The organism is Faecalibacterium prausnitzii (assembly GCF_003324185.1).
Taxonomy (GTDB): domain Bacteria; phylum Bacillota; class Clostridia; order Oscillospirales; family Ruminococcaceae; genus Faecalibacterium; species Faecalibacterium prausnitzii.
Map to the genome: position 1 here is coordinate 25341 of NZ_PXUP01000006.1, position 13027 is coordinate 38367.

Genomic DNA, 13027 nt, shown 5'->3' on the forward strand with positions numbered 1-13027 from the left:
CTCCTCACTTAGTGGATACGGCTGCCCACGGGGGTATCGTCGCCGTAGAAAGCAATGGAGCAGCCGCCGTCGGCGGTGTCGGCAGCGAAGATCATGCCCTCGCTGACGTACTTGCCCTTGAGCATGGGACGGGGTGCCAGATTGCACACAATGCCCAGCTTTTTGCCGATGAGATCCTCCGGCTTGAACCACTTGGCAATGCCGGACAGGATGCAGCGCTCCCGCTCGCCGTCAAAAACGGTGAGGTGCAGCAGCTTTTTGCTCTCCTTCAGGTTCTCGCAGGCGCGCACCTCGGCCACGCGCAGCTCCACCTTGCAGAAGGTGTCAAAGTCGATCTCTTCCTCGTGGGTGAAGTCCACGGTGCTCTCCTCTGCGGGGGCGGCAGCCTTCTTCTCGGCTTCCTCCTTGGCTTTGTTGGCAGCAGCGGCAGCAGCCTTGCGCTTCTCGTCCTCTTCCTTCAGGTGGGCGATCTCCTTGGCCACGTCAATGCGGGGGAACAGTGCCTCGCCCTTGTGCACGGTATAGGTCTGCTGTGCACCGTAGGTGGTCTTGGTCAGATCCAGTGCGGAAGCGTCCAGACCCAGCTGCTCCATCATCTTGGGTGCAGTGGTGGGCAGGTATGCGTTCAGCAGAATGCCGCACACGCGCAGTGCCTCGCACAGGTGGTACAGCACACTCTCCAGACGCTGCTTGTTGGCTTCGTCCTTTGCCAGGGCCCAGGGTGCAGTCTCGTCGATATACTTGTTGGCGCGCTGGATGACCGCAAAGATCTCCATCAGCGCCTGCGGGATGGTCAGGTCATCCATATCGGCAGTGACCTTGGCGGTCAGCTCGTTGACCATGGTCTCCAGCTCGGTGTCGATGGCCTCGGTACCGGCCACGTTATGCACGGTGCCGCCGAAGTACTTTTCGCACATGGCCACGGTACGGCTGAGCAGGTTGCCCAGATCGTTCGCCAGATCGCTGTTGATGCGGTTGATCAGTGCCTCGTTGGTGAACATACCGTCGTTGCCAAAGGGGATCTCGCGCAGCAGGAAGTAGCGGATGGCGTCCACGCCGTAGCGATCGCACAGGATAACGGGGTCTACCACGTTGCCCACAGACTTGGACATCTTGCCGCCGTTCATCAGCAGCCAGCCGTGGCCGAACACGCGCTTAGGCAGCGGCAAATCCAGTGCCATCAGCATGGCAGGCCATAGGATGGTGTGGAAGCGCAGGATCTCCTTGCCCACCATGTGCAGGTCGGCCGGCCAGAACTTATCGTAATCGTGATAAGTCTCGTTGCCGTAGCCCAGTGCAGAGATATAGTTGCTCAGAGCATCGACCCAGACGTACATGGTGTGTTTGGGGTCGAAGGGCACGGGGATGCCCCACTTGACCGAGGTGCGGGACACGCAGGTGTCCTGCAGGCCCTGTTTAATGAAGGCGATCATCTCGTTCTTGCGGCTCTCGGGCTGGATGAACTGGGGGTTCTCCTCATAGAGCTTCAGCAGGCGGTCAGCGTACTTGCTGGTCTTGAAGAAGTAGGCCTCCTCGTGGGCATCGTAGACCTCGCGGCCGCAGTCCGGGCACTTGCCGTCCACCAGCTGGCTGTCGGTCCAGAAGCTCTCGCAGGGCTTGCAGTAGTGGCCAATGTACTCGCCCTTATAGATATCGCCCTGCTCGTACAGCTTGGTGAAGATCTTCTGGCAGCTTTCCATATGGTAGTCGTCAGTGGTGCGGATAAAGCGGTCGTAGCTGACATCCAGCAGCTTCCACAGATCCTTGACGGTGGCCACGATCTTGTCCACATACTCTTTGGGGGTGACGCCGGCATCGGCAGCCTTATCCTGGATCTTCTGGCCATGCTCATCGGTGCCGGTCAGGAACATGACGTCGTAGCCCTGCATCCGCTTGAAGCGGGCCAGCGCATCACAGGCCACGGTGGTGTAGCTGTGGCCGATGTGCAGCTTATCGCTGGGGTAATAGATAGGGGTGGTGATATAAAATGTCTTGTGTTCGCTCATGGGGTTCTATCTTCCTTTCTTTTGGTTCTGCAGCTTCTCCTGCAAGCAAAAAGCGCTCCCGCCCTGCCGGGTATAACCGGACAAGGACGAGAGCGCTGAACCTTCGTGGTACCACCTTGCTTCGCCGCGCCCTTGCGGACGCAGCCTTTAGCCGGCAAAAACCGGCCTTTGCGCGGTAACGGGCGCACCCCGTCGCAGGCTCATTGTTCACCTGCGCGGCTCCAAGACCATCTTCGGCACCGCGCGGCCTGCCCGGTTCCATCCTTCGGGCTTTCTGTCAGGCGCAGACGGTGCGTACTCTTCTCTTCACAGCCAATTTAACACAATTTTCAGTGTTACCTTTATCATACGCAAAAAGTGCGGGTTTGTCAACAAAAAGATGCAGAATCACGCCACACAGAGCATCTGCTGCCCGCATTTTGGTGCGCGGGCAACATCCGCCGCAGCGCTCAGCCTCAGACGGCGTAACCCTTGCTCTTGATGACCTCCACGACCTGAGAGACATATTTCTGGCAGGTGTCGTGGTCGGGAGCCTCCACCATCACGCGGACAAGGGGCTCGGTGCCGGACTCACGAACCAGAATACGTCCGGTATCGCCCAGCGCTTCAGCCACAGCCTTGACGGCCTCCTGCACTGCCGGGTCGTTCTGTGCGGCCTTTTTATCGGTGACGCGGACATTCTCCAGTACCTGCGGATAGATCTTCAGCGGCTCAGCCAGCTTGCTCATGGGCAGTTTTTTGGCCAGCATGACTTCCATCATCTTCAGACTGGTCAGAATACCATCGCCTGTGCTGGCGTACTTGCTGAAGATAATATGACCGCTCTGCTCACCGCCAATACGGCAGCCGTTCTTAGCCATGTACTCATAGACGTACTTATCGCCCACAGCAGTTTTAGCGTATCCGATCCCCTGCTCATCAAAAGCCTTGTACAGGCCAAAGTTGGACATGACCGTGGTGACCACGGTGTTGTTCATCAGCTCGCCGTGCTCCTTCATGTAGCAGCCGTAGATGTACAGGATGTGGTCGCCGGTGATGACATTGCCCTTCTCGTCCACACACAGGCAGCGGTCAGCATCGCCATCAAAGGCAAAGCCAACGTCCAGACCGTTCTCTACCACGAACTTCTGCAAGCCCTCGATATGGGTAGAACCAGCATTATTGTTGATGTTCAGACCGTTCGGCTTGTTGTTGATAACGTAGGTATCCGCACCCAGAGCATCAAAAACAGACTTAGCGATATTCCAGCTTGCACCGTTGGCACAGTCCAGACCGACCTTCACGCCCTTGAAGGAGTAAATGCCCAGGCTAATCAGGTAACCCATATAGCGGTTACGGCCTGCCACATAGTCCACGGTGCAGCCGATGTGCTCCCGGTGTGCAAAGGGCAGCTCCGGCCAGTCCTTGTCAAATACATGGAGTTTGCCGTCGATGTAGTCCTCCACCAGCAGCAGGGTCTCCTCGGGCATCTTCTCACCGTAGCAATCGATCAGCTTGATACCGTTATCATAGTACGGGTTGTGGCTGGCAGAGATCATGATGCCGCAATCAAAGTCATCCACGCGAGCGATGTAAGCCACACTGGGCGTAGTAGTGACATGCAGCAGGTAAGCGTCTGCTCCGGAGGCAGTCAGTCCTGCGACCAGACTGTACTCGAACATATAGGAGCTGCGGCGGGTGTCTTTGCCGATTACAATGCGTGCAGGCTCGTTGTTGCCATTGCGCTCGCGGAGCATATTGTAATACCAGCCCAAAAAGCGACCAACCTTGTAGGCATGGTCGGCAGTCAGATCAATACCAGCTTCACCACGGAAGCCATCGGTCCCAAAATACTTTCCCATTCTTGCTTACCTCGTTCCCAAAAGTGAACTTTCATTAGTGTATAAGTATATATGCTTTCCCCTATTGCATGATGCTACCCGCAAAACAGCATTGTCATCCGCATAGTGCATCGGCTCCGGGGCACTGTGAGTTCAGTATAGCACATTTCTTGGAGTAAATCATCCTTTCTTGGGATTTTCCCCCTGCTAGAAGATAAAAAACACCCTTCCTCTCACGGAGACCCGCAAAAGGAAGGGTGTAGAACTCAATATCCTATTGTCGTACCAATCACCGCATGTTCGTACCAGCAAAGCCGGTACCAGCCGTCATTCAGCACGGCACCTCAAGCACTTTTGAGCGTAGAGCTGTGATTAGCAGTTCTCAGCAAAGTACTTAATGGTACGGACCATCTGAGAGGTGTAGGAGTTCTCGTTGTCGTACCAAGACACGACCTGAACCTGATAGGTGTCGTCATCGATCTTAGCGACCATGGTCTGGGTAGCGTCGAACAGAGAGCCGTAACGCATGCCGATAACGTCGGAAGAAACGATCAGATCCTCGTTGTAGCCGAAGGACTCAGAAGTAGCAGCCTTCATTGCAGCGTTGATGGACTCCTTGGTGACGTCCTTGCCCTTGACGACAGCAACCAGAATGGTGGTGGAGCCGGTGGGAACAGGCACACGCTGAGCAGAGCCGATCAGCTTGCCGTTCAGCTCAGGGATGACCAGACCGATGGCCTTAGCAGCACCGGTGGTGTTGGGGACGATGTTCTGTGCGCCAGCACGAGCACGGCGCAGGTCGCCCTTGCGCTGAGGACCATCCAGAATCATCTGGTCGCCGGTGTAAGCATGAACGGTGGTCATGATACCGGAAACGATGGGATAGGTCTTGTTCAGGGTGTTGGCCATGGGAGCCAGGCAGTTGGTGGTGCAGGAAGCAGCGGAGATTACCTGATCCTCAGCGGTCAGGGTCTTCTCGTTGACGGAGTAGACGATGGTCTTCAGATCGTTGCCTGCGGGAGCAGAGATAACGACCTTCTTTGCGCCAGCCTGGATGTGAGCCATGCTCTTCTCCTTGCTGGTGTAGAAGCCGGTGCACTCCAGAACGACGTCAACGTTCAGCTCGCCCCAAGGAGCATCCTTTGCGTCCTTAACAGCGTAGATCTTGATCTCCTTGCCGTCAACAATGATGGAATCCTCGGTGGACTCGACAGTGTGCTTGCCCTCGCCGATCTTGCCGCAGAAAGAGCCCTGAGCAGTATCGTACTTCAGCAGGTGAGCCAGCATCTTGGGGCTGGTCAGGTCGTTGATTGCGACGACCTCGTAACCCTCAGCATCAAACATCTGACGGAAAGCCAGACGGCCAATACGACCGAAACCATTGATAGCAACTCTAACAGCCATTGTAATAGTACCTCCTAATTATTTTACCCATAATCGGATAAATCACGGTATCTTTATTGTAGACCAAAACCGGCAAACTTTCAAGTGTCTGCTAAAAAATTAACAACATAATTTTATCTTTTTTGGCTTTTGTACGATTTTATGCACCCCGCCACAAAGCTTTTGTTCAATTGCACCAAGGGTATCAAGCCGTTTTGGTCAGTTATTTCCAGCTTTTCCCTTTCTGGTACAAGCAAGTCCCATGCCGCCGATGCAGCACAGCGCAAGGCCGGAAAGCAGTTCCGGCAACACCGCCGCCATGCCGCCGCCAAAGCCTGCTGCCAACAGCAGGAGCACCCGGGGCAGCTCCCAGCACAGGCACAGACAAAAGGCTGCAAGCGCCGCTGCGTGCAGGCTACGGCCATTTTCCGGCCGGGGCAGATACAGCGTGCGCGCCAGCGCCGCCAGAAGCAGCAACGCCGCCATCTCCTGCCAGACTGCTGCCGTGGGCTGTACCCGGTGCCAGCTGGAACTGTTCTCCATAAAGCGCATCAACACATTCCAGTAGAACAACGCACTGCCCGCTATGGCCAGCGGCAGACCACCGGCGGGCGTTTTCCAGCCGTCCCGGCGCAGCCAGCTGCGCCCAAGGCTGCTCAGCCACACGGCACAGGCTACCTCCAGCAGAATGCGTACAAAGGTGCTTACCGTACCGGCGGCCAGCACAAACTGTGCTGCACCGGCAGCCAGCATACACACTGCCCCGGCAAAGGCCAGCACGCCTGCCGCCGGGCGGCGGCTGCGCAGCGGCTCCGGGGGCAGCGGGCGGCTGCGCCCGGCCAGCACTGCGGCCAGCACCACAGCGCCCAAGGCGAGATACCGCCACCACACCGCACCTGCGGTACACAGACCGGTGGCAGCGTCGGTGGCAAAGGCAAGGTCTGCGCCGCGGCCAAGGCCAAGCAGCACGCAGAGCAGGACAACAACGAACTCTAACGGTTTCATTAACGCTCCTCGATGGGCTTATACTTCTGGCGCACGCCCAGATACTTGTAGGCCGGGCGGATGATCCGGTTGGCAAAGATCACCTCTTCCACCCGGTGTGCGCACCAGCCCGGCACACGGGCGATGGCGAACAGCGGGGTGTACAGATCCTCCGAGATGCCCAACATATTGTAGATCAGACCGCTGAACAGGTCCACGTTGGCGCACACCGGCTTGGAGCTGCCCTTTTCCTCAGCAAAGATGCCGGGTGCCAGCCGCTCGATGCTGCACAGCATATTGTACTCTTCCTCAAAGCCCTTTTCGTAGGCCAGATGCTTTGCGCGCTGCTTCAGGATGACCTCACGGGGATCGCTGATGGTGTAAACCGCATGACCCATGCCGTAGATCAGGCCGGAGCCGTCGCCCGCCTGCTTGCGCAGGATGCGGCGCAGATACTCGCGCACCTCATCGTCATCCTCCGGGTTCTCGACGTGCTTGAGGATATCCTGCAGCTGGCGGTTGACCATCAGGTTCGCGCCGCCGTGCTTGGGGCCCTTCAGAGCACCGATGGCCGCAGAGATGGCCGAGTAGGTGTCCGTACCGGAGGAGGACAGCACGCGGGTGGTAAAGGTGGAGCAGTTGCCGCCGCCGTGGTCTGCGTGGACCAGCAGGCACATATCCAGCAGTTTTGCCTCCTCGTGGGTGAACTTCTGATCCGGGCGGTAGGTGCTGAGGATGTGTTCTGCCGTGCTCTGGCCGGGCTTGGGCAGGTGGAAGAACATGCTCTGTTTATCGTAGTAGCGGCGCTTCATCTGGTAAGCGTTCACCATCATGGTGGGCATGCTGGCGATCAGGTTGATGCTCTGGTTCAGGATGTTCTCAAGGCTCAGATCCTCGGCGCGGTCATCGTAGGAATACAGGCCCAGCACACAGCGCTGCAGCTTGTTCATGATATTGGGCGAGGGGGCGTTCATGGTGTCCATGAAGCCGTCCGGCAGGGCGCGGGACTCTGCCAGGATCTCGCAGAAATCGTCCAGCTGCTCCCGGGTGGGCAGGCTGCCGAACAACAGCAGCCAGATCACTTCCTCAAACACGAAGCGGTCGTTGCGGTAAGCCTCGTCCACGATCTCGTTGATGTTGACGCCCCGGTAGATCAGCTTGCCGGGGGTGGGGATCACATGACCCTCCTGATCCTTTTTGTAGCCCACAACGTCACAGACGTTGGTCAGGCCGGCCAGCACGCCGGTGCCATCCGGGTTGCGCAGGCCGCGCTTGACCCCCAGCCGCTCGCTGGTCTCCGGGTCGATGTAGTTGTTTGCGATGTACTCCTCGCACAGGGTACGCATGGTCGTCGGGTCCAGCGTTGCCACTTCTGCGTGTGCAAAGTTCATAGGAGTGCTCCTTTCCGTCTCTTACTTCTTATACTTTCCGATCCAGTCCATCCTACGCTCTGATGGACATACTTTTATAATATCGCTTTTATGAAGTAAATTCAAGCGCTAAGTGTACACTTCTCACCGCAAAGCGCAAAAATACTGGGGCTTCCCTGCGCATTTCCTGCCGGTTTGCACGCTGCCGGGCGTATGATGTACCCAAAGCTTGCGTTCCGGGAGGAGGTCTAGTATGAAACGTTCCTTTTTGCTGCTGTGCACCGTTCTGCTGGTGCTGGGCTGCGCGTTGCCGTGTGCTGCCTACCGTCTTGCCTGTATGACGCTTGTTGTGCAGGGCACTGCGCCGTCCGCAGCAGAAGCGGCTTCTGTCACCTCAGAAGAAAGCAGCAGAGGGGCTCCCTCCCCTGCTGACACAGCCGATACCGTTTGCTTTACGGATCAGAGCACCGGTCAGACGGTAACGCTGCCGCTGCGGGAATACCTGATTGGGGCAGTTGCCGCCGAGATGCCGGTCAGCTGGCCGGATGAAGCGCTGAAGGCACAGGCGGTGGCGGCGCACAGCTATGCTCTGTACCGCCGGGACCACAGCACCGGGGAAAATTGCGCATGGTTCACCGCAGACCCCGCCCGGCGGCAAGGCTGCCTGACTGATGCAGTGCTGCACAGTTACTGGGGCACCGCATACGCGGCCAACTACGCCCGGCTTTCTGCGCTGGTGGATGCAGTACAGACGCAGGTGCTGTATTACGAGGATGCCCCCGCCGGGACAAGCTACTTTGCCATGTCCAACGGCCGCACCGAAGCCAGCGAGGAGGTGTGGGGCACCGCCCTGCCCTATCTGGTACCGGTGGACAGCAGCACTGACACCGCCGCAGAAAACTACGAATACACCCTGAACCTTTCCGCCGCCCAATTGCAGCAGCTGCTGGCCGAGCGGTTGGGCATCGCCGCGGACCTCTCCCAACAGGCACAGTGGTTCGGCACACCGGTGCTCACTCCCTCCGGCTATGTGGAAAACCTGCCGGTCTGCGGGCAGACGGTGCAGGGTACCACCTTGCGCAAAGCGCTGGGGCTGCGCAGCGCCTGCTTTACGGTGGTCTGCCAGAGCGGCACCTTCTCCTTTACCACAAGGGGCTACGGCCACGGCGTAGGCATGAGCCAGTGGGGTGCAAAGGCACTGGCAGAGCAGGGCGCAGACTACCGCGCCATTCTGGCGCACTATTACCCCGGCACAGAACTGCGGGGGTAATAGCCGCGGAAAAATCATTTTAAATTTTGTGGTTCAGAACCGCCTGCGGGCGGAACCACTTTTTCACGGAAAGGGGTCGTAACGAAAAGCGGCTGTTATTGTGATACAAACAGGGCTGCTGCACAAAGCAATGTGCAGCAGCCCTGAATTATTTCTTTTTATCAGTCGAACAGCTTTGCAAACCAGCTTACGGTGGTCTCAGCAGCAGTTTCTACCGTGGTCTCCATCTGCTGGACCGTCTGCTGCAGCTTGGTGCCCTCGGCATCCTTGACCGACCAGTAGGTCTGGGTGCTGCTTGCGCTGCCGGACACCGTGAAGTCCGAGGCAAAGCACAGGCTCTCGCCCGTAGAGTCGGTCACCAGCACCATATAGCTGTAGCTGCCCTCCGGCAGCTCCCCGAAGCGGATCTGACTGTCCAGCGTGTTCAGAGAGAAAGCGGCGGCGTTCGCCTGCGCCGCCGCACTCTGCACGGTCTGATCTGCCGCATCCAGAATGGCCACCTGTACACTGGTCAAGGTAGTGCCGGTAGCGCTGTTAGCCGTACCGGTCAGCGTCATGCCGCTGCCGGTGCGGATATTCACCGGGTAGCGCACGCCCTCCAGCCGCAGACCATCGGCCTGTGCCGCCACGCTGTTGTGATCTGCAGTGACGTACCAGTAACAGGACGCTCTTGCAATGGACACGCTGGAGCTGGTAATGGGGATGCGGCCGTAGCCGATGTTCCCCGCCGGGTCGGAGCAATAGAAAATACCGTTGGTGTAGTCAGTCAGCAGCACCGCATGGGGCTGGGTGCGGTCGTAGAGGACGATGCCCTCCGGGTGCTGCTCCAGCAGGGAAATCAGCACCGCCGTTTTGCTTTGCAGCCCGGAAGGCAGAGTGGCGTAGCCCACCTGCATCTCCTTATATGTAAAGCTGTGCGCAAGGCCGTTGGCCCATGCTGTGGAGCGCACACTGTTCTCGGTCACGTTCGTCCAGTCGCTCAGCCCGTCAAAGTAGGCACGGCGGCGCAGCATCATGGCTGCGGAGGCCAGCGTACAGGTGCCGCCCCGGCTCTGCTTGAAGTAGAAGCCTGCGTCCACATTCAGATCCACTGCCAGTGCAGCGGGCAGACAGGTAAGCAGGAAAGCAAGGCTCAGTGCTAGGGTCAGCAATCGTTTTTTCAGGGCGTGCGGTGCGGCGGTATTCACGGTTCGGTATTTCCTTTCTTATTTCTTTGCGGATCTCATAGGGATCTACCGTTATAAAGTATACCAGCCTGTCATTCTTTTGTAAACAATCCTCCGTCTTTTTTCTCAATATCAACACGTTTAGGGGATATTCATTGGTCGCCTTTCACAAATTTTTCTGTAATATTCCACGCATTTGACAAAGTTTCGTCCTACCCACCGCAGGACTATGAAAAGAAATTTCTTTTTTGCCCGGTGCGCAAGGGCGCAAAAAAGTCCGGTACGCCTGCGCATTCGTCCCAGCATTTCACAAAATAATACCCTTCTTGGCAATGCCGCAGTCAGTCCGTCGTTGTCTGCCGCAGTTTGGGCAGCAGAGGACAGCGCCTCTGCAAAGGGCTGGCAATTCAAGGCCTTCGGCACCTCCTCCGCAGCAAACGTTAACACCCTTGCAGACGGTGCAGACATTCACGGTAAGGTCGCCCTGAACGCCTGCACCGTGAAGGAGGACGGCACCATCTTCCCCTTCTGAGTAAGGCGAATGCTGCCGCATAACCATTAAAAAACAGAAAACCGGAACCTTTTTGTGAGCCCTTGCGGCTCTGAAAAGGTTCCGGTTTTTTTGCGATCTTTTTTCAGTGGGCTATCGCCCACCGACTATACTGCTTTTTGCTCAGCCCAGTGCCTGCTGGATCTTTGCAAAGTCCTCCAGCGTCAGTGCCTCCGGGCGGATGCGGGCATCAAAGCCTGCGGCCTCGATGGCGGCAATGACCTTTTCCTTGGGCAGGTTCAGCCCGCCTGCAATGGCATTGGCAGCAGTCTTGCGGCGCTGGCCAAAGGCGGCGCGCACCAGTGCAAAGTAGCCCGCCTCGTCCTCCACCTGCACGGCGGGGGTGGGACGGATATCCATGCGCACCACAGCGCTGGTCACCTTGGGGGCAGGATAAAAGCTGCCCGGTGCGGCGGTGAACATCAGCTTGGAGGTAGCGTAGTAGTTCACCGCACAGCTGATGGCGCTGGAGGCGCGGGTGCCGGGCACAGCGGCCAGACGGTCAGCGGCCTCCTTCTGCACCATAACGGTCAGGCTCTCGATGGGCAGACGGTCGCCCAGCAGCTTCATCACGATGGGGCTGGTGATGTAATAGGGCAGGTTTGCGCACACTGCCACCGGCATTCCCGGGAACTCCTCGGCAATGAGGGCTTTCAGGTCTACCTTCAGCACATCCTGCAGCACCAGCTTGAAGTTGTCCACACCGGCCATGGTCTCGGCCAGCAGGGGCGGCAGACGCTCGTCCACCTCGATGGACACCACCTTGGCGGCACGCTTGGCCAGTTCCTTGGTCAGCACGCCGATGCCGGGGCCGATCTCGATGACACCGTAGCGCTTGTCTACCCCGCTGGCATCCACGATCTTGGTGGGGATGCCCGGGTTGATGATAAAGTTCTGCCCAAAGCCCTTGGAAAGTGCAAAATCGTATTTTTCGCACAGGGCACGGATCACAGAAAGGTCGGTCAGTTCCGGCATAGGGTCATTTCCTTTCTCAGAAAAAGGCTGTTGCAGAACGCAGCAGCCTTTTTGGTGTTTATGGTTCAGGATCGTGGGGTTCACTCCGCTGCGCTCGCAGCCGTTTCCGGCTCAGACGCGGCAGTCTCACCCTCGGCGGGCTCTCCCTCCGCAGTCTCTGCGGGGGCGGTATCGTCTGCTGCCGCAGAGGCGGCGGTGCTATCTGCTGCGGCGGCAGAGCTTGCGCCTGCCAGCGTAGTGGTGCCGCTCAGCTGCTGGGCAGCGCTGACAGCGCGCTGTACCTGCGGGTCGGTCTGGGGGGTGTAGTCGTAGAAGTTCGTTGCTTCCTCTGCACTCAGGGCACGCTCCACATCCACGGTCAGGCCGGTGCCATCAAAGCAGCTGCCGTCGCCGCAGACCAGCTTTGCCACCGTGATGACCACGGCACTGCCGTCCGACAGACGCTGCGGGCTGCTCTGGATGGTGCCCTTGCCCATGGTGGTGGTACCCACCAGACGGGCACCGTTCATGGTGCGCAGGGTGGCTGCGAACAGCTCGGCTGCGCTGGCGGTGTTGCCGTTGACCAGGCAGACCATCGGCAGACTGACGGAGCTTTCGGCATCGCTGCTGCCGATGACAGTGCGGTTGCCGTTTTTATCCTCGGCGTAGGCCACCGTGCCCTCCGGGGCGATCAGGTCAATGCAGTTGATGGCATCTTCCAGAATGCCGCCGCCGTTATCCCGCAGGTCGAATACCAGACTGGCTGCGCCGCTGGCGGTCAGGGTGCGCAGGGCATAGTCCAGCTCGCTGGGCGTAGTGCCGTCGAACTGACGAATGCGGATATAGCCCACATTGTCCAGCAGCTGGTAGTCCACAGTGGTGCTGGTGTAGCCGGAATGGGTCAGCTCAGCGGTTTTACTGGCCGCAGCACTGTTCAGCCATGTCACGGTAACGGTAGTGCCCGCCTCGCCCTGCAAGGCTTTGTATACGGCGTCTGCACCGGACAGGCTCTTGACATCGGTATCGCCCACGGTGGTGATGTAGTCGCCCACGGCGATGCCTGCTTCCTGTGCGGGAGAGCCATCGTAAACACGGGTCACCTTAGCGTAGCCGGTCTGGTCGATGCCAAGTTCCACGCCGATGCCCAAAATCTTGCCGCTCTGGATGTTCATCAGCTCGGTGTAGGCGTTGGCAGTGTAGTAGCGGGCGTACTTATCGCCCGTACCCAGCAGATAACCGGCGGTCAGGCGGTCGTACAGGGTGGCCTCATCGATGGTGTAGTAATCGTTGCTGCGGACATAGCGGTCCACCTCAGCGATCTTGTTGTACATACTTTCCTTTTCTTTTACGCTGTTGACCGTGCTGTCGAACAGACGCATGGCGATGAGCATCGTGATGGAAAAGGTCACGGTCATGGCAAGGATCACGATGGTGACTGCCATACCCAAAGAAATTTTACGGTTCATGGTTTTTTCCTCCCGGTCAGAGCGGCAACATCATAAAGATGCTGCCCAGCAGCGAGAG

The 13027-nt window shown here is 58.2% G+C and carries 10 protein-coding genes; 2 read left to right on the plus strand and 8 right to left on the minus strand.

The window, feature by feature from the left end; translation table 11 throughout:
* Positions 1 to 8: 8 nt before the first annotated feature.
* From metG to C7J97_RS05375, 5 genes are all read right to left on the minus strand, one after another.
* Complete coding sequence (gene metG / locus C7J97_RS05355) at positions 9 to 2006, minus strand: methionine--tRNA ligase (RefSeq protein ID WP_015538213.1); 1998 nt, start codon at positions 2004 to 2006, stop codon at positions 9 to 11.
* 455 nt (positions 2007 to 2461) lie between these two features.
* Positions 2462 to 3847: a phosphoglucosamine mutase gene (gene glmM, locus C7J97_RS05360; protein WP_113992914.1), complete on the minus strand. Its 1386-nt coding sequence runs from the start codon at positions 3845 to 3847 to the stop codon at positions 2462 to 2464.
* 351 nt (positions 3848 to 4198) lie between these two features.
* A complete protein-coding gene (gene gap, locus C7J97_RS05365) occupies positions 4199 to 5230 on the minus strand; it encodes a type I glyceraldehyde-3-phosphate dehydrogenase (protein ID WP_055185327.1) in 1032 nt (343 codons plus the stop codon).
* Between the two features lie 198 nt (positions 5231 to 5428).
* A complete protein-coding gene (locus tag C7J97_RS05370) occupies positions 5429 to 6214 on the minus strand; it encodes a hypothetical protein (RefSeq protein WP_113992915.1) in 786 nt (261 codons plus the stop codon).
* Positions 6214 to 7584 carry a citrate synthase gene (locus tag C7J97_RS05375; protein WP_005922275.1) on the minus strand — a complete coding sequence of 457 codons (1371 nt, stop codon included), beginning with the start codon at positions 7582 to 7584 and terminating at the stop codon, positions 6214 to 6216. Before C7J97_RS05375 ends, C7J97_RS05370 begins: the two co-directional genes overlap by 1 nt.
* A 232-nt stretch (positions 7585 to 7816) precedes the next feature.
* Here C7J97_RS05375 and spoIID point away from each other — a divergent pair, with 232 nt between their 5' ends.
* Entirely contained in the window at positions 7817 to 8833 is a 1017-nt protein-coding gene (gene spoIID / locus C7J97_RS05380) for a stage II sporulation protein D (protein WP_113992916.1), read from the plus strand.
* A 161-nt stretch (positions 8834 to 8994) separates the two neighbouring features.
* Here spoIID and C7J97_RS05385 read toward each other — a convergent pair whose 3' ends face one another.
* A complete protein-coding gene (locus C7J97_RS05385; protein WP_005922278.1) occupies positions 8995 to 10020 on the minus strand; it encodes a cysteine peptidase family C39 domain-containing protein in 1026 nt (341 codons plus the stop codon).
* A 331-nt stretch (positions 10021 to 10351) separates the two neighbouring features.
* On the opposite strand from C7J97_RS05385, the gene C7J97_RS05390 reads away from it, so the two are divergent.
* Positions 10352 to 10531, plus strand: coding sequence for a hypothetical protein (locus C7J97_RS05390; protein ID WP_044960032.1), 180 nt, complete (start codon positions 10352 to 10354; stop codon positions 10529 to 10531).
* A gap of 141 nt (positions 10532 to 10672) precedes the next feature.
* On the opposite strand, the gene rsmA is transcribed toward C7J97_RS05390, so the two are convergent.
* Positions 10673 to 11524 carry a 16S rRNA (adenine(1518)-N(6)/adenine(1519)-N(6))-dimethyltransferase RsmA gene (gene rsmA / locus C7J97_RS05395; protein WP_112121500.1) on the minus strand — a complete coding sequence of 284 codons (852 nt, stop codon included), beginning with the start codon at positions 11522 to 11524 and terminating at the stop codon, positions 10673 to 10675.
* 80 nt (positions 11525 to 11604) lie between these two features.
* Positions 11605 to 12969, minus strand: a complete 1365-nt coding sequence (locus C7J97_RS05400; protein WP_113992917.1) for a S41 family peptidase — start codon at positions 12967 to 12969, stop codon at positions 11605 to 11607.
* Positions 12970 to 13027: the final 58 nt, after the last annotated feature.